The sequence below is a fragment of the Herbaspirillum sp. DW155 genome, from assembly GCF_037076565.1.
Classification (GTDB): Bacteria; Pseudomonadota; Gammaproteobacteria; order Burkholderiales; family Burkholderiaceae_D; genus Herbaspirillum.
This window is the reverse complement of the sequence record NZ_AP029028.1, coordinates 46,211-60,594: the sequence shown is the minus strand read 5'-3', so window position 1 is coordinate 60,594 and position 14,384 is coordinate 46,211. Positions and strand designations below refer to the sequence as shown.

The 14,384-nt window shown below is 63.3% G+C and carries 14 protein-coding genes; 7 read left to right on the top strand and 7 right to left on the bottom strand.

The genetic code is table 11. From position 1 onward, the window contains the following. Positions 1 to 9: 9 nt before the first annotated feature. A complete protein-coding gene (locus AACH55_RS00245) occupies positions 10 to 909 on the bottom strand; it encodes a LysR family transcriptional regulator (protein ID WP_338717419.1) in 900 nt (299 codons plus the stop codon). Positions 910 to 1,050: 141 nt separating this feature from the next. Here AACH55_RS00245 and AACH55_RS00240 point away from each other — a divergent pair, with 141 nt between their 5' ends. After that, positions 1,051 to 2,325 carry an MFS transporter gene (locus AACH55_RS00240; protein WP_338717418.1) on the top strand — a complete coding sequence of 425 codons (1,275 nt, stop codon included), beginning with the start codon at positions 1,051 to 1,053 and terminating at the stop codon, positions 2,323 to 2,325. Positions 2,326 to 2,425: 100 nt separating this feature from the next. Beyond that, positions 2,426 to 3,892 carry an IS1182 family transposase gene (locus tag AACH55_RS00235; RefSeq protein WP_338714814.1) on the top strand — a complete coding sequence of 489 codons (1,467 nt, stop codon included), beginning with the start codon at positions 2,426 to 2,428 and terminating at the stop codon, positions 3,890 to 3,892. A gap of 95 nt (positions 3,893 to 3,987) precedes the next feature. On the opposite strand, the gene AACH55_RS00230 is transcribed toward AACH55_RS00235, so the two are convergent. Beyond that, positions 3,988 to 4,338: a hypothetical protein gene (locus AACH55_RS00230; protein ID WP_338717417.1), complete on the bottom strand. Its 351-nt coding sequence runs from the start codon at positions 4,336 to 4,338 to the stop codon at positions 3,988 to 3,990. A 163-nt stretch (positions 4,339 to 4,501) separates the two neighbouring features. Beyond that, the gene (locus tag AACH55_RS00225; protein ID WP_338717416.1) at positions 4,502 to 5,245 is read right to left on the bottom strand and encodes a glutamine amidotransferase; all 744 of its coding nucleotides are present in this window, start codon (positions 5,243 to 5,245) and stop codon (positions 4,502 to 4,504) included. 494 nt (positions 5,246 to 5,739) lie between these two features. Between AACH55_RS00225 and AACH55_RS00220 the strand changes: the two genes are divergently transcribed. The 4 genes from AACH55_RS00220 to AACH55_RS00205 all read left to right on the top strand — a co-directional run bounded on the left by AACH55_RS00220 (position 5,740) and on the right by AACH55_RS00205 (position 7,728). After that, positions 5,740 to 6,144 carry a DUF4148 domain-containing protein gene (locus AACH55_RS00220; protein WP_338717415.1) on the top strand — a complete coding sequence of 135 codons (405 nt, stop codon included), beginning with the start codon at positions 5,740 to 5,742 and terminating at the stop codon, positions 6,142 to 6,144. Positions 6,145 to 6,663: 519 nt separating this feature from the next. Next, complete coding sequence (locus AACH55_RS00215) at positions 6,664 to 6,954, top strand: DUF4148 domain-containing protein (RefSeq protein WP_338717413.1); 291 nt, start codon at positions 6,664 to 6,666, stop codon at positions 6,952 to 6,954. Positions 6,955 to 7,058: 104 nt separating this feature from the next. After that, positions 7,059 to 7,382 (top strand): hypothetical protein, encoded by a 324-nt coding sequence (locus AACH55_RS00210; protein ID WP_338717412.1) that lies wholly within the window; start codon positions 7,059 to 7,061, stop codon positions 7,380 to 7,382. Beyond that, positions 7,375 to 7,728 carry a DUF4148 domain-containing protein gene (locus AACH55_RS00205; protein WP_338717411.1) on the top strand — a complete coding sequence of 118 codons (354 nt, stop codon included), beginning with the start codon at positions 7,375 to 7,377 and terminating at the stop codon, positions 7,726 to 7,728. The genes AACH55_RS00210 and AACH55_RS00205 overlap by 8 nt, the downstream gene beginning before the upstream one ends. Positions 7,729 to 7,821: 93 nt before the next feature. Here the strand turns inward: AACH55_RS00205 and AACH55_RS00200 are convergent, their stop codons facing one another. The 3 genes from AACH55_RS00200 to AACH55_RS00190 form a co-directional block, all read right to left on the bottom strand. Next, complete coding sequence (locus AACH55_RS00200) at positions 7,822 to 8,949, bottom strand: mechanosensitive ion channel domain-containing protein (RefSeq protein ID WP_338717410.1); 1,128 nt, start codon at positions 8,947 to 8,949, stop codon at positions 7,822 to 7,824. A gap of 84 nt (positions 8,950 to 9,033) precedes the next feature. Continuing rightward, a complete protein-coding gene (locus AACH55_RS00195; RefSeq protein WP_338717409.1) occupies positions 9,034 to 11,202 on the bottom strand; it encodes an FUSC family protein in 2,169 nt (722 codons plus the stop codon). A gap of 266 nt (positions 11,203 to 11,468) precedes the next feature. Beyond that, positions 11,469 to 12,365 carry a LysR substrate-binding domain-containing protein gene (locus AACH55_RS00190; protein WP_338720420.1) on the bottom strand — a complete coding sequence of 299 codons (897 nt, stop codon included), beginning with the start codon at positions 12,363 to 12,365 and terminating at the stop codon, positions 11,469 to 11,471. Between the two features lie 182 nt (positions 12,366 to 12,547). Between AACH55_RS00190 and AACH55_RS00185 the strand changes: the two genes are divergently transcribed. Continuing rightward, positions 12,548 to 14,050, top strand: coding sequence for an acetyl-CoA hydrolase/transferase family protein (locus AACH55_RS00185; protein ID WP_338717408.1), 1,503 nt, complete (start codon positions 12,548 to 12,550; stop codon positions 14,048 to 14,050). Between the two features lie 46 nt (positions 14,051 to 14,096). On the opposite strand, the gene AACH55_RS00180 is transcribed toward AACH55_RS00185, so the two are convergent. Continuing rightward, positions 14,097 to 14,300 carry a hypothetical protein gene (locus AACH55_RS00180; RefSeq protein WP_338717407.1) on the bottom strand — a complete coding sequence of 68 codons (204 nt, stop codon included), beginning with the start codon at positions 14,298 to 14,300 and terminating at the stop codon, positions 14,097 to 14,099. Positions 14,301 to 14,384 lie beyond the last annotated feature (84 nt).

The window sequence follows — 14,384 nt, the reverse complement described above, 5'->3', positions numbered from 1 at the left end:
CTTCTCTGTTCATTTGTCATGCATGCCGCGCTTGAGCGAACGCTGCAGGTGCGCCGCAAAGCGCGCCGCCGCAATCGATTGCCGGTGATATGCCAGCGACAGTTGCGCGCGCGGCGCCGGCTCGCGGATGTCGATGTAGCGCACCTGCGCCAGCTGCACCTGTTCGATGGCCTCGGGAACGATGGAAATGCCCAGGCCGGCGGCCACCAGGTTGATGGCCGAGGTCAGTTGCGGCGCCAGCTGAATCACCTGCGGATCAAACCCGGCGGCCTGGCAGGCGCTGAAGATGCTGTCATAGAGCGCCGAGCCCTTGCCGCGCGGGACCATGATGAAATTCTCCTCGGCCAGATCCTGCAGACGCAGCGACTTGCGCCGCGCCAGCGGATGCGAGCGCGGCAACGCCACCTTCAGTTTTTCAGCGGGCAGCTCGACCACGCCAAGCTCTGCCGAGGGCGTCGTCACGATGCGCACGAAAGCGGCATCCAGCTGGGAGGCGGCGATATCGGCCAGCAACTGCTCGGTGATCCCTTCGCTCAATGAAATCTCCAGCTTGCGGTGGCGCTCGCGGAACTGCTGCAGGGCATGCGAGACCTGCGGATGAAACACCGCCGAGGACGTAAAGCCCATGCGCAGCAAACCCGCTTCGCCGCTGGCGGCCTGCCGGGCTGCGCGCAGCGCCTGCTCGGCATCGTCCACGGCCTTCTGCGCATGGGGCAGGAACACCCGCCCGACCTCGGAGAGTTCCACCCCATGCGAAGTGCGCCGGAACAGGGCGCCACCGATCTCTTCTTCCAGATCCTTGATCTGCATCGACAGCGGCGGCTGGCCAATGCCGACCTTCTCGGCAGCACGGGTGAAGCTGCGTTGTTCGGCCACGGCGAGGAAATAGCGGAGGTGTCGGAGTTCCATATCGGGGTGAATTGCAGGCTGTGATATCTGTCCGATAGATGGACGGGGCAGGTGCCATATATTGGACAATATATTCTAACTGTTCCAGACTGCCCCCTCCACAACACACTTCGCGCGCGCCCCACCTGCGCGCCCATTGCCATGCAGTCCCTCTCGGATTCCTCCGCCACCGCCAGGCCGGCTGGCGTCAGCGCCGACGGCGCGCTCAACCGCGCCACCCATCGTCCTGCGGGCGGTGCCGTGCGCGGCTCGGCCGCCTATCGCAACATCGTGCTGGCGCTGTTCTGCTCGGGCTTCGCCACCTTTTCTCTGCTGTACTGCGTGCAACCGCTGCTGCCGGCCTTCGCCCGTGAATTCCGGATCGGCGCGGCCAGTGCCTCGCTGGCGCTGTCCTTGTCCACCGGTTTTCTGGCCATCTCGATCCTGCTGGCGGGGATGGTCTCGGAACGCTACGGCCGCAAGGAACTGATGTTCGCCTCGCTGGCCACGGCCGCCTGCTGCAACCTGCTGGCCGCGGTGGCACCCGACTGGGAGCTGATCCTGGTCGCGCGCGCGCTCGAAGGCATTGCCCTGGGCGGCGTACCGGCAGTCGCCATGGCCTACCTCGCCGAAGAGATCGATGCCGCCGGACTGGGCTATGCCATGGGCCTGTACGTAGGCGGCAATGCCTTTGGCGGCATGGTAGGGCGGGTCGCCATGAGTACGCTGTCCGAACACTTCGGCTGGCGTCATGCCATGCTCGCCATCGGCGTGCTGGACCTCGCGCTGGCGGTGGCCTTCGTGCTGATGCTGCCGGCTTCGCGCAACTTCGTACGCAATGGCACGATGCGGCTGCGCGACCACCTCGCGCTGTGGCAGCGCCACCTCGGCCATGCGCGCCTGCCGCTGACCTTCGGCATCGCCGCGCTGAACATGGGCATCTTCGCCACCTCGTACAACTACGCGGGCTTTCGCCTGATGAGCCCACCGTTCTCGCTCTCGGCCACGGTGACCGGGCTCATCTTCAGCGCCTACATCTTCGGCATCGTCTCCTCCTCGTGGGCGGGTGCCCTGGCTGATCGTTATGGTCGCGCGCCGCTGGTGGCTGCGGGCATCGGCACTTCCTGCCTGGGTCTGTTCCTGAGCTGCACGCCGTGGCTGGCGGTCGTCATCGCGGGCATCGTGCTGCTGACCATCGGATTTTTCACCACGCATTCGGCCGCCAGCAGCTGGGTCGGCCGCATGGCCAGCAGCGGACGCGGACACGCGGCCTCGCTCTATCTGCTGTCCTACTATCTGGGTGGCAGCGTGCTCGGCTCGGTCGGCGGCTGGTTCTGGGAACACGCGGGATGGAATGCCGTGGCCGGGTTCATGCTGTTGCAGGTGGTGACGGCGGCATGGATGGCGCGGTGCTTGTGGCGGCAGGGGCGCAACTGATCCGGCGCCGCGGCAGATAAAAAAATCCCCGGCCGCAGCCGGGGATACAGATTGATGACAAAGCCCTGGCGAGAGCCAAGGCTTTGTTGTTTAATCGGTCATGCTCAAAAAACCGACAGCCGCCCAGCACGAGTTAGAGATGGTGACCATCGAGATGCTCGTGCCCAAGGACCACCTGCTGCGCAAGATCGACGCGGCGGTGGATTTCGAGTTCATCCGCGAGAAGGTGGCGCATCTGTATTGCGCCGACAATGGCCGCCCGGCACTGGACCCGGTGGTACTCTTCAAGCTCTTGTTCATCGGCTACCTCTTCGGTATCCGCAGCGAGCGCCAGCTCATCCGCGAGGTCCAGGTCAACGTGGCCTATCGCTGGTTTGCCGGATTCCGTCTGACCGACAAGGTGCCGGACTCCTCCACCTTCTCCCAGAACCGGCGCCGCCGCTTCATTGATACCACCGTCTATCAAGACATCTTCGACGAGATCGTGCGCCAGGCCATTGGACGCGGCATGGTCGATGGCCGTGTGCTCTACAGCGACAGCACCCACCTCAAGGCCAACGCCAACAAGAACAAGTTCGACTACGTTCAAGTTGCCCAGACACCCTCGGCCTATCTGGCCGAACTGGATGCGGCTGTGGATATCGACCGTGCCGAGCATGGCAAGAAGCCGCTCAAACGTGACGATGATGATGAGCCGCCCACCAAAGAGATCAAGGTTAGTCGCACCGATCCCGAGAGCGGCTACATGGTGCGCGACGACAAGCCCAAGGGCTTCTTCTACCTGGATCACCGCACCGTCGATGCCAAGCATTGCATCATTACCGATACCCATGTCACGCCCGCCTCAGTCCATGACAGTCAACCTTATCTGGCACGCCTGGATCGTCAGCGCCAGACGTTCGGATTTGATGTACAGGCCGTTGGCCTGGATGCTGGCTATTTCACACCGGCCGTCTGCCAGGGACTGGAGAATCGCGAGATCAGCGGCGTGATGGGCTACCGCACACCCAACCACAAGCCGGGGACATTCTTTAAACGGGCGTATGAGTACGATGCCTACCGTGACGAATACATCTGCCCGCAGGGCCAGTCCTTGCACTACAGCACCACCAATCGGCAGGGGTATCGGGAATACAAATCCAAGCCTGAACAATGCCGGGGCTGCAAGGTACGCGAGCAATGCACCAATAGCGCCAATGCGGTCAAGGTGGTGACGCGCCATGTGTGGGAGCGTTCCAAGGAGAAGGTGGATGATCGGCGTCGTACCGAATGGGGCAAGCGCATCTATGCCCGACGCAAGGAAACGGTAGAACGCAGCTTCGCCGACGCCAAGCAATTGCACGGACATCGCTATGCCCGCATGCGCGGCTTGCGCAAGGTCGCCGAGCAGTGCTTGTTGGCGGCGGCGGCCCAGAACATGAAGAAGATTGCCCTGCTGGTGGCGCGCTTGCGCGCGCTTTTACCGGGCTTGAACGCCTATGCCAGCGTACAAAAGTGGCTACAGAGAAAAATGAGCGCATTGCTTGGCTTCTGCGCCATCGACCATCTGCAAATTACCTGCGCCTGAAAAACAAAACCCCGTGTTCGAAAACACGGGGTTCGTCATCAACCTGAATCCCCGGCCGCAGCCGGGGATAATCCTCAAGAATTCAGACGGTCAACTCAGGGAGTCCGGTCGGTCTTGGTTGCCGGCGAGGTCGCCAGGGCTTCGTTGCGCTGCGCGGTCGATTCCATCTTTTCCTGCTTCAGTTGCTCCTTGGCCGCCTTCTTGTCGGCCTTGTACTCCTGCTTGGCGGCCTTCTTCTGTGCCTTGTACTCGGCCTTGGCGTCGGCGTCAGCCTGGCGCTTCTGCACGAAGGGATCATTGGACGGCACGGCCGACGGCGTGGTGGTCGAGGCGGCGCTCATCGGTGCGGCCGCCACGGCGTTGCCGCTGGTCGGTGCATTTTGCGCCATCGCGCTACCGGCCAGGGCCATGAACAGGGACGAGATCAGGATGTGACGAGTCTTCATGCTTACCTCCTTGCATTGTGTTTATCGGAAAGCCCGAGGGGTCATGCAACCCGGGATGCTGGATCGGCGATCCATGCAGCCACTATAGGCAAGCTTGCTGTTGCGCTATGTCGGACAAGGACTGATTTGGCGCCTCTCCGATGCCGCAAATGCATGAGCGATTTCAGGTATCGCCCTGCGCCAGCGCCGCCGACTGGCCCGGCAGGCTCGCCAGCCATCCCTGCCAGAAGCGCCGCACTGCGGTCTCGAACTGCCGGCCGTGGCGCTGGGCGTCAGCGCGCAAGCTGGCCAGGCTGATGTTGCGCGTATGCGCGATCTCATGCGCATGGCTGATGAGCCAATGCTCCACCGTGCGCACGTCCACCTCGGGATGAAACTGCAGGGCCAGCCCATGCCGGCCCCACGCAAAGGCCTGGTTGGGATAGCGCGCCGAAGAAGCCAGATGGCGCGCTCCCGGCGGCAGATCGAAGGTATCGCCATGCCAGTGCAATACCGGTGTCTGCTGGTCCACCAGTTCCTGCAACCAGGGCGAATCGGCCAGATGCTGCCCGGCCTGCAGGCTGGCCCAGCCGATCTCCTTGCCGCAACTGCCGGGATAGACGCGCGCATGCAAGGCCGACGCCATCAACTGCGCGCCCAGTCCTATGCCCAAGGTAGGCAAGTCCTCCAGCAGGCGCGCGCGCAACCACGCGACTTCCGGACGCAGCCAGGGATAAGCCTCGCTGTCATAGACCGCCACCGGACCGCCGAGCACGATCACCACGGCCGCATCCAGCGGCGAGACATCGGCAAAGGCATCCACCCCCACATCGAAGTAGCGGATCTGGTAGCCATTGGCCGACAGCAACGGATACAACTGGCCGAGATCTTCATTGGCGACGTGACGCAGGGCGAGGGCGGTGGGCATCGGGCTGTCCTGTGATCGGGTGATGGAAGAAGGGGAGGCAAGGTATCGGCTAGATCGACATAGCGCTATATCTTATCGTATACAACGTGTGCCTGAAAAACTTGCTCAAATAGATTGAACAAGTTATTGGTATTCTCTATTGGGACGATTGAAAAATCTTTGCGGCATCGCAAAATCGGTGGCACCTCGAAAATGGCCCCATGAAGGTTTATTCCTGCCTTTTCCTTGAAAATCAATCACTTGAGTCGCATACATCGATGCAAGATATGCAATTTCTTGTCAAAAATCGATGTGCAGATGCGGCGTAAAAATCCCGGTACAGCCTCGAAAAAATTGATTGTTCGCGTTTCTGGAATGATGTATTCCGCTTTGTCTTCTTTTTCCGGGCGCGATGAATCCCTACACTTGGTTTCACGATGACAGCACACAACGACTGAACCACAAGGGTAGTCACAGGTTGCGGTGCTCATCCTCTTACTCACAAAGGAACGATCATGAACACCAAGAACATTGCCAAGAATCTGTTTGCCGGTCTGCTGTTGACCACCGCCGTCGGTGCCGCGATGGCCGAAGCACCGTATCCTCCTGCCAACCAGATCGTCTCGACCAAGAGCCGTGCCGAAGTGATCGCCGAGCTGAAGCAGGCACGCGCCAATGGCGACATGCTGGTCAGCGACCAGTATCCGGTGGACAAGCCCTTCGTCTCCACCAAGACCCGCGCTGAAGTGCGCGCTGAGCTGCAGCAAGCCCGCGCCAACGGCGAACTGCTGGTGACCGATCAATATCCGGCGGACAAGCCGTTCCACTCCACCCTGACCCGCGCCCAGGTGCAAGAGCAACTGCAGCAAGCCCGTCAGGACGGTAGCGCCATCAGCAACAGCCAGGCACCTGCACTGTAATCAGCACGCCCGCATTGCCCCGGCTCAAGCGCCGGGCCGATGCCGCAGCAAGCGCAGCGGCGATCCCGCTGCGGCAGTTTCTCCCCAGGCGGATCTCACGAAAGCGACATTCTCTCCCCTCGGTCGCCGGTAGCGGGGTCCGCCTGACCTTTTTCCGGGTCTTCGCCTCTGCGCATGCGTCCCGTTCCTCATTCCCCATTTTCTAAGTTTCCGGCAGCGTATTGCGCCTGCCAGAATGACGTATTTCCCCTATGAGAATGCGCCATTATTTGCCATTTTCATATTTCACAAATACTTATATTTCGTGTTTTACGTTTCTAAGTTTTCATTATTTGTGTTTCTAAGTTTTTATACGGACCATCTTGTTCGGAATTCCGGAATGATGAATTCCGGTTTGGCCGCTTTATCCGCCCCGCGTGGATCTCTACACTTGATCCCAAGATGACAGCACACAACGACTGAACCACCAACGCCGGTCCGGGTTGAAGTGCTCATCTCCACACTCACAAAGGAACGATCATGAACACCAAGAACATTGCCAAAAACCTCCTCGCCGGCCTGCTGTTGACTACCGCCGTTGGCGCCGCCATGGCCGAAGCCTCGCGCGTGCCCGACACCAGGTTCGTCTCCACCAAGACCCGCGCCGAAGTCATCGCCGAACTGCAGCAAGCCCGTGCCACCGGCCAGTTGCTGGTCACCGACCGCGACCAGGACGTGAAGACTGTGGCCTCCGCCAGGAGCCGTGACGAAGTGCGCGCCGAACTGGCCACCGCGCGTGCCAACGGCGAGCTGGCCATCTCCAATCAGTAAGCGGCAGCACGCAGCATCTCCATCGCGCCGGCGACACCGGCACCAGCGTTTCTCCCCAGGCGGGCCCACGAAAGCGACACTCTCTCCCCTCGGTCGCCGGTAGTGTGGCCCGCCTGCCTTTTCTGCGTGATCATCGGATCGCGCCAGATCATTTCTGCCGTTCCTCCCGCGACATCAACGATCTCATTTCTCTAAGTTTCTGGACACCGTCATTCTTAGAGATGGCTTTTCCTCTTTCTAAGTTTTTTATTTCTTTCCGACAGCAAAAATCCCGGCGTCTCTCCTCTGCTTTCCGGGCCATGTCCGGCAATCCTGCAAGGATGAAAATTGTTAGTGTTTTCCGGAACAATGAATTCCGGATTTTCGGCTTTTTCTTTGAGGCGCGGATCTCTACACTTGGTTTCACGATGACAGCACGCGATGACTGATCCCCCTTCGGAACGGGTTGACGTGCGCATCTTCTCTCACGAAAAGGAAGCCATCATGAACACCAAGACCATTGCCAAGAACCTGTTTGCCGGCCTGCTGCTGACCACCGCCGTTGGCGCTGCCATGGCTGAAGCCCAATACCCCGCTGAAAGCCGTTTCGTCTCCACCAAGACCCGCGCCGAAGTCGTCGCCGAACTGCAGCAAGCCCGTGCCACCGGTCAGCTGCTGGTCACCGACCGTGACCAGGACGTGAAGGCCGTGGCCTCCACCAAGAGCCGCGATGAAGTGCGCGCCGAACTGGTCCAGGCCCGCGCCAATGGCGAGCTGGCCATCTCGAATCAATAAATTGAAGTCGCAAAAAAGGCGCGCCGGACCAGCCGGCGCGCCAGATTCCCCCTCCAGGCGGGCCCCACGCAAGTGCGGCCCGCTTCGTTTTGTTCAGCCGGTTTTTTCTCCCGGCGCACCGTCGATAATGGTGTCGGGCGCTTCCGGCCGGTTGCGCGCCTCCACGTCGGCACGCAGGCGGGGCAGGGCGCCCGGATAATTCGCCGCGATGAAACCGATCATGTGTTCGCGGATCTGGCAGCGCAGGTCGAAGGCACTGCCGGAATCCCGCGCCGAGACCAGCAGGCGGATCTGCATGCTGCGTTCGCTGGTATCGGTCACGTGCATCACGCACACGCGCTTGTCCCATAGCGGCAGGGTCTGGCAGACCCGCTCGAATTCGGCACGGATGGCCGCCGTCGGCACCGAGAAGTCCAGCCACAGGAAGACCGTACCGAGCAGGGTAGAGGACGTGTGGGTCCAGTTCTCGAAGGGATTTTCGATGAACCATTGCAGCGGCACGATCATGCGCCGCTCGTCCCAGATCCTCACCACGACGAAGGTGCCGGTGATCTCTTCCACCCGACCCCATTCGCCCTGGACGATCAACACGTCATCGATGCGGATCGGTTGCGAAAACGCGATCTGCAGGCCCGCAAAGAAATTGCCCAGCACCGGCTTGGCGGCAATACCGGCGACGATGCCGGCGACCCCGGCCGAGGCCAGCAGGCTGGCGCCGAACTGGCGCGCACCGGGCAGGGTGAGCAGGACGAAGGCCAGGCCCAGCAGCGCGATGATGAAATAGGCGCTGCGCGAGAGCACGCGGGTCTGGGTCAGGATGCGGCGCGCCTTGAGATTGTCGGCCACGTCGTAGGGATTGAGACTGATGACGGTCGTGCTGACCGATTTCACGCAGCGCATGAGGAACCAGGTCAGCGCCAGGATGAAGGCCACCGAGGTCAGATAGGAAATCCGCGTGAGGCCCGGCGTGTTGTCCGGGGCACCGGCCAGCACCAGGCGCAGCATGAAGAGGATCACGCAGGTGCGGCTGGCATTGAAGGTGACGCGGGTGGCCGTGGTGGTGAAGGGCCGCCCGTGCGCGAGGCGCCGCACCAGGGCGATGCCCATGCGATGCAACAGGATCGCCACCAGTACTGCCACCACAGCCACGCCCAGTACGATCAGGCCGGAGCGCAGCGGCCCCTCGTTCATGTTGTACAGAAAACCGAGATCCAGATGCATTGTTTCCCTTCCATCCAATGTTGTTGAAGCGGTAGGCGCGTTGCGCTTTTCCGGTTCGAACGGGGAAGGGGAATTTTGTTTCCGCTAATTGCCCGCAGGCTGTGCATCGGCTGCCTGCGCGGCCTCCAGCGCCGCCACCAGCAGGCAGGCGGTCTCCACTGCGGCCGCCTGGGCCAGTTGCACCGGGGCAGGGCGCTGGCGCGTGAGAGCGTGCAGCGCCGCCGTGTCCTGCTCCTGCAGAGCTTGGGTCAGCGCACGCAGCCACTCCGGCAAGGCCGGCTCGACCGCATGCGGATGCGCCCACACATGGCTGGCGGCCGCCGCCAGGCGGCGCGACAGGGCCACGGCGGTGCGGCCACGGCCCTGGTCGCGCTCGGGCCAGCCGCGTTCGCGTGCCTGCCGCTGCAACAACAGACCGGCCTCGACATTGGCCACGCAGGCCTCGCGCCGATGTGCGTGCAATTGCGTCAGCCGGGTCTTGTCCGACACCGCATCGCGCCCGGCCAGCGCGGCCGTGAGATAGGCCAGGTTGAGCCGGGCCATGGCGCGCAGCTGGCGTTGCGGGTCGTCCTGCTGGCGACGCGGCCAGAACAGATAACTGGCCAGCACCGCCACCAGCGCACCGATGACGTTGTTGCCGGCGCGCAGCGCCGCATTGGTCAGTTCATGGGCAGGGTCGCCACCGACATCGGCCACCAGCACGAAGACCGGCGTAAGGAAGGTGGCATACAGCCCATAGCTGACCGGGCGCAGCGCCATGGTCAGCACGGTCAGCGGAAACACCAGCAGCGCCAGGCCCAGCGGCGAGTGCACCACCAGACAGACCGCCATCGCCAGCACGCCGCCGACTACGCTGCCGACCGCGCGCTCCATGCTGCGCGACCAGCTGTCGGCGATGCTCGGCTGCATGACCAGCATGGTGGCCATGGTGGCCCAATAGCCGAAGGGCAATTCCAGCAGATGCACGATCAGGTAAGTGGCACCGGCAGCGGCCGCACAGCGCCAGGCGTGATGCCATTCGGCCGAGCCGGCGCGTACGTGCAGCGCGGCCTTGCGCGCCAGCGCGCGCACCAGATGCAGCACGGTCGCCATGCCGCCACGCTCGGCACGCGCCGTGCGGGCCGCCTGCTTGAGACGGGCAGGGTCGTCGGCGCCCAAGGCCAGCGGCATATCGAGCTGTTGCAGCAGCCGTGCGGTCCCGCTGGGCAGGCGCGCCACCAGCTGGCGCAGGCGCAGCATGATGCGGGCATCCTCGTCGGCGGCGATGGCCTGGCCGCGCTGCATCTCCCGCTGCATGGCCTGCAACTGCTGGGCAATCGCACCCAGCACGCGGGCGCTGCGCTGACGCGCGCGCAGCGGCTGGTAATGCGTGAGTTGCAGATCGGCCAGTACGGTGATGCCATCCAGCAGCGCGTCCGCACGGGCCAGACGCACCAGCAGGTTTTCATACAGGCGGCGCGATTCGGTGCGTTCGATCGCGACCGCTTGCAGCGCCCGATGTGCCGCCGCCAGATCGAAGCGCGCATGACGGCGGGTATGGGCGGCCAGTTCGGCGGCATGCACGGCATAGGCCGCATCCTCCAGGTCGGTGGCCGCGGCAATGGCCGCCAGCTCGGCCAGCGTGCCATAGGCACGCGCGACGGCCTGACGCGCCGGCGCGAAGGGGTGGATGCGCCACACCGTCAGGCCCAGCAGCAGCGCCCACAGGCAACCGGCAAAGTAGATCAGCACGTGGCTCTGCGCCAGCGGCCACAGCACCACGGGGGCATCGGCCATGATGGCCGAGACGCCGGCGGCCAGCATCAGCACCAGTCCGGCGGCGGCACCATAGATGCGCGAGAAGCCGGCCACGCCGGCACAGGCCATGATGGCCAGCAAACCCGCCTCCACGCTCCAGCCGGCCGCGCTGGCGGCGACCATGCCACCCAGGGTGGAGGCCAGCGCGAAGCCGCCCATGGAGGCCAGGCGCGCGCGGTTGGACCCGGCACTATCGGCCAGGCAGGTCAAAAAGGCGCCGATGGCGGCCCAGGAGAAAAGGGGATTGCCCAGCCACTCGCCCAAGAGCAGCATGGCCGCCGCCCCGCAGGCCGCACGCAGGCCCTCGGACAGGTTGGCATGGCGCAGCGGGAACTGCATGCGCCAGCGCTCCACGCGGGTGCGGCAGCGGCGGCAGTAATGGAGCAGCAGGAAACGGTACAGCGAAAAACGCGAAAACAAACGCGAAGAAAAACGCGACGACAAGAGCGGCGGCATGATCGTGCTGGCGAGAGAGCGGATGGTGGAGGGCAACGCACTGCGTGGAGGTTGCCGACACCCGTGCGCTCACGCGCTATGACGTCATTCCGGTTCCATCTTCACGGGTGAGGGGGGTGCGGCAGGTGTCGGCATGATCAGTATAGGAAACCGCTTCATGCACAGCATGACTTAAATTCACCGATTCCATTCCAAAATGGAATGCATTGTCTGCGCCCTCACATGGCCTGAAAAATCCGCCTTGATATCGCCTGTCCCCGTGGGGGTCATTTCCGTGAACGGCCACCGGCAAACAAGTCTTCGCTCAGGGCCATCCACGCCCGCGCCGCGTGCGAGAGATAGCCGCCCCGCGTGACGTAGGCCACCTGCCACTGCACTTCCGGCTCCACCAGCCGCACCGCCTGCAACTGGTCGCTGGCCAGGCGGTGGATGAAGGGCTCGGGCAGCAGGGCCGCGCCCATGCCGGCCAGGGCCATGGCCACCAGCCAGTCCCACTGGGCGCTCTGGGCGACGATCTCGGGGGCGATGTCCAGCTCCCGGAACATGCCGCGCAGGCTGCGGGTGAGGCCGAACTCGTTGTTGAGCAGCACCAGCGGCATGCCATCGAGCTGGGCGCAGCGCAGGGTGGCGCGGTTCTTCTGGAAGCGCCCAGCCCGGGCCACCGCCCACATGGGATAGCGCGCCACCGGCAGGGTCTGCAACTCCAGCTCGGGGTCGGCCGGCAGCACGGTCATGCCGATCTCCAGTTCGCCATTGGCCACGCGCTGTTCGATCTGCGGGCCGGTGTCTTCGGTGAGCACGATGGCGATCTCGGGATGGCGCTCGCGGAAGGCCTTCAATACCGGCGTGCAGAGGATGTTGATCATGGGCGGGATACCGATCTCCAGGCGGCCGCAGCGCAAGGCCTTGGTATCACGCACTTCGGCATCGAGCCGCTGCATGGATGCCAGGATCTGCTGGCCCTGTTCATAGACCACGCGCCCGGTATCGGTGAGCAGCAGGCGGCGGCCATCGCGCACCAGCAGCGGGGCATCGACCTCTTCCTCCAGTTGCCGCACCATCTTGCTGACGGTGGACTGGGTGACATGCAAGGCATCGGCGGCACGGCTGAAGCTGGCCAGGCGGACCGTTTCGGTGAAGTAGCGCAGGGCGCGGATGTCCATGGCAGCGGCTTTGAGCGTGGTGGTTGGGGTCGGGGAAGTATGCATTTTCCGACTGGAACAGCGGAATTTTAATCATACAGCGCATACCTCGCGGCTCCTATACTTGGGCCAAACAAGATGCAAGAAGTCCGTCAAGGATGCACTGCACATCCCCTAAAGAACCCGAGCAGGAGCACACTCTCATGGATAGCCAGCGCATCCGCCAGCCCGCCTTGGCCGGCAAAGTCATGTCCGCCGCGCAGGCGGCGACCTTCTTCCACAACGGCATGACCATTGGCCTGAGCGGCTTTACACGCGCCGGCGACGCCAAGGCCATGCCACGCGCGCTGGCCGACCGGGCGGCGCAGGAAGAACTGCATTTCACCGTCATCACCGGCGCCTCGCTGGGCAATGGCAGCGATGGGCTGATGGCCGAAGCGGGCCTGCTGGCCCGGCGCCTGCCGTTCCAGGTCGACCCGACGCTGCGCAGGAAGATCAATGCGGGCGAAGTCATGTTCATCGACCAGCACCTCTCGGAGACGGCCGAGCAGCTGCGCAGCGGCACACCCTCGCGCATCGACATCGCCGTCATCGAGGCCGCCGCCATCACCGAAGAGGGCATCGTCCCCACCATGTCGGTGGGCAATTCGGCCAGCTTCGTGGAGCAGGCACGCCACATCGTCATCGAACTCAACACCAGCATGCCGCTGGCGCTGGAGGGCCTGCACGACATCTACCTGCCGGCCGCGCGTCCCGAGCGCAAGCCGATTCCGCTGACGGCGGCGGGCGACCGCATCGGCCGTCCGGTGATTCCTTTCGATGCGGACAAGGTGGTGGCCATCGTGCTCACCGAGACCCCCGACAGTCCGTCCTCCGTGCTGCCGCCGGACGATGAAACCCGCGCCATCGCGCGCCACGTCATCCATTTCCTCGAATGCGAAGTGGAAGCCGGCCGCCTGCCGCACACCCTGGCGCCGCTGCAGGCCGGTATCGGCACGATTGCCAATGCGGTGCTGCACGGGCTGGTGGACTCTCCCTTCCGCAACCTGGTGATGTATTCGGAGGTGTTGCAGGACAGCGCCATCGATCTGCTCGACTCGGGCCAGCTGGCCTTTGCCTCGGCATCCTCGATCACGCTGTCGCAGGCCAAATACGCCCACTTCCTGACCAACATCGAACGCTACCGCGACAAGCTGGTGCTCCGTCCGCAGGAGATCAGCAATCATCCCGAGCTGGTGCGCCGGCTGGGCATCATCGGGCTGAACACGGCGCTGGAATTCGATCTCTATGGCAACGTCAATTCCACCCACGTGGGCGGCACGCACATGATGAACGGCATCGGCGGCTCGGGCGACTTTGCGCGCAACGGGCAGATCTCGATCTTCGTGTCCAAGTCAGTGGCCAAGGACGGGGCGATTTCCAGCGTGGTGCCGATGGTCTCGCATGTGGACCACAGCGAGCACGACGTCGACGTGCTGGTGACCGAATGGGGCCTGGCCGACCTGCGCGGTCTGGCACCGCGCGAGCGGGCGGTGAAGGTGATCGAGCAGTGCTGCCATCCGGATTACCGGCCGCAATTGCGCGACTACTTCGAGCGGGCCTGCCAGGCCGGCGGGCATACGCCGCATCTGCTGGGAGAGGCGTTCTCGTGGCATCAGCATTACGCACGGCATCGCACCATGCGGCTGGATCAACAGCGGGGATGACGTCTTCGATCCGACAAGGAGATGTAAAGCAAGAACCTCATGCGTATCAGCATGAGGTCTTCCTGGCCCTGGCAATTGCCGCCACGGCCACGGCTTGAGCAGAACCGTCTGCGTGGACGCCGGCAAGAAGCGCGATGTCTTCAAACGTCGATGTCAGGCTGTCCATGATTTCCTGAATCCTGTTGAGCTGATCGACCAGCTCTTGTGAACGGTGGCGGGCAAGATCGCCGCCGGCTTCTTCGATACCCATGTTCTTGTTCTCCGCTTGAGCAAGCCGATAGGAATGGCGATCCCTGCGCCTCTTTGCAAGTCATCATTCATTTCCAAAGTTGCT

What these genes read in the sequence shown, in the direction of transcription:
- AACH55_RS00215 (WP_338717413.1), top strand. Translation starts at nt 6,664, where the DNA reads ATGAACACCAAGAACATTGCCAAAAACCTCCTCGCCGGCCTGCTGTTG.
- AACH55_RS00200 (WP_338717410.1), bottom strand. Translation starts at nt 8,949, where the DNA reads ATGCATCTGGATCTCGGTTTTCTGTACAACATGAACGAGGGGCCGCTG.
- AACH55_RS00195 (WP_338717409.1), bottom strand. Translation starts at nt 11,202, where the DNA reads ATGCCGCCGCTCTTGTCGTCGCGTTTTTCTTCGCGTTTGTTTTCGCGT.
- AACH55_RS00230 (WP_338717417.1), bottom strand. Translation starts at nt 4,338, where the DNA reads ATGAAGACTCGTCACATCCTGATCTCGTCCCTGTTCATGGCCCTGGCC.
- AACH55_RS00180 (WP_338717407.1), bottom strand. Translation starts at nt 14,300, where the DNA reads ATGGGTATCGAAGAAGCCGGCGGCGATCTTGCCCGCCACCGTTCACAA.
- AACH55_RS00185 (WP_338717408.1), top strand. Translation starts at nt 12,548, where the DNA reads ATGGATAGCCAGCGCATCCGCCAGCCCGCCTTGGCCGGCAAAGTCATG.
- AACH55_RS00245 (WP_338717419.1), bottom strand. Translation starts at nt 909, where the DNA reads ATGGAACTCCGACACCTCCGCTATTTCCTCGCCGTGGCCGAACAACGC.
- AACH55_RS00220 (WP_338717415.1), top strand. Translation starts at nt 5,740, where the DNA reads ATGAACACCAAGAACATTGCCAAGAATCTGTTTGCCGGTCTGCTGTTG.
- AACH55_RS00190 (WP_338720420.1), bottom strand. Translation starts at nt 12,365, where the DNA reads ATGGACATCCGCGCCCTGCGCTACTTCACCGAAACGGTCCGCCTGGCC.
- AACH55_RS00205 (WP_338717411.1), top strand. Translation starts at nt 7,375, where the DNA reads ATGACTGATCCCCCTTCGGAACGGGTTGACGTGCGCATCTTCTCTCAC.
- AACH55_RS00225 (WP_338717416.1), bottom strand. Translation starts at nt 5,245, where the DNA reads ATGCCCACCGCCCTCGCCCTGCGTCACGTCGCCAATGAAGATCTCGGC.
- AACH55_RS00240 (WP_338717418.1), top strand. Translation starts at nt 1,051, where the DNA reads ATGCAGTCCCTCTCGGATTCCTCCGCCACCGCCAGGCCGGCTGGCGTC.
- AACH55_RS00235 (WP_338714814.1), top strand. Translation starts at nt 2,426, where the DNA reads ATGCTCAAAAAACCGACAGCCGCCCAGCACGAGTTAGAGATGGTGACC.